Here is a 918-nt window from a genome sequence, read left to right as displayed (position 1 = left end):
CACCCGCCCCGGCCGCTCCCGCCCCGGCGGCGCCGGCCCCGGCGGTCCCGGCGCCCAACCTGGCGGCGGCCAAGTCCGCCGCCTACACGGCGGTGGCCGGCTACGGCTGCCCGTCCAACAGCCTCCAGGGCTTCTCCGAGGCCGGCCGGTACTCCAACGGCAGCGCCGGCTGGGTCAGCGTGGGCAGCGCCGGCTGGGCGCAGGACGGCTGCAAGGGCCAGTTCGACGCGATGCCGATGTCGGGCGACGCGAAGGAGGACGACCGGAGCAACTACGCCCTGTGGACCTTCTCCCCGGGCGCGGCGGGCCTGCGCACGGCCACCTGCCAGGTCCAGGTGTACACGCCCAAGGACGGCGACATCACGCACGTCGGCGGGGAGCCGGCGCACTTCGAGGCCTACGGGTCGTCCAGCCTCTCCTCCGGGATGCTGAACGCCTTCGACGTCGACCAGCGGGGCCACCTCGGCGAGTGGAAGGACGTCGGCACCTTCAGGACCACGACCGGGGTGCTGATGATCAAGCTGGACAGCCGGGGCCTGGACTGGCACGGGAAGACGAAGACCAACGCCCACCTGGCGGTCGCCCAGATGCGGGCGACCTGCAATTGAGCCCTGTGGTCGCCGTGGTACCAGGCCCCGAAGGGGTGCGCGCATGAGCAAGACGTGGGTCAAGGTCGCCCAGCGGGGCTGGGGCGTCCAGCGCAGCATCGGCGCGGCGGTGCGCACGGCCGCCGACGGCGGGGTCGTCTCGGTGATGCCGGGCGAGTACGCGGAGAGCGTGCTGCTGGAGCGCGGGGTCAGCCTGGAGGCGGCCGAGGGGCCGGGGACGGTCACGATCGTCCCGGCGCGCGGGCCCGCGCTCACCGTGGCCGGCGGCAGCCCCACCGTGCGGGGGCTGCTGCTGCGCGGCGCCGACCCG

General features: G+C 74.8%; 1 protein-coding gene and 1 pseudogene. Both read left to right on the top strand.

Annotated features, from left to right (window positions below; translation table 11 throughout):
* A partial coding sequence (locus AE652_RS42170) for a hypothetical protein (protein WP_049661475.1) occupies positions 1 to 608 on the top strand: 608 nt, incomplete at its 5' end.
* Between the two features lie 43 nt (positions 609 to 651).
* Positions 652 to 918: pseudogene (locus AE652_RS42165) on the top strand (hypothetical protein); the annotation flags it as partial.

This window comes from Kitasatospora sp. MY 5-36, assembly GCF_001182915.1.
Lineage (GTDB): Bacteria > Actinomycetota > Actinomycetes > Streptomycetales > Streptomycetaceae > Kitasatospora.
The sequence above is the reverse complement of the archived record's forward strand: the minus strand, read 5'-3'. Positions and strand labels throughout refer to the sequence as shown.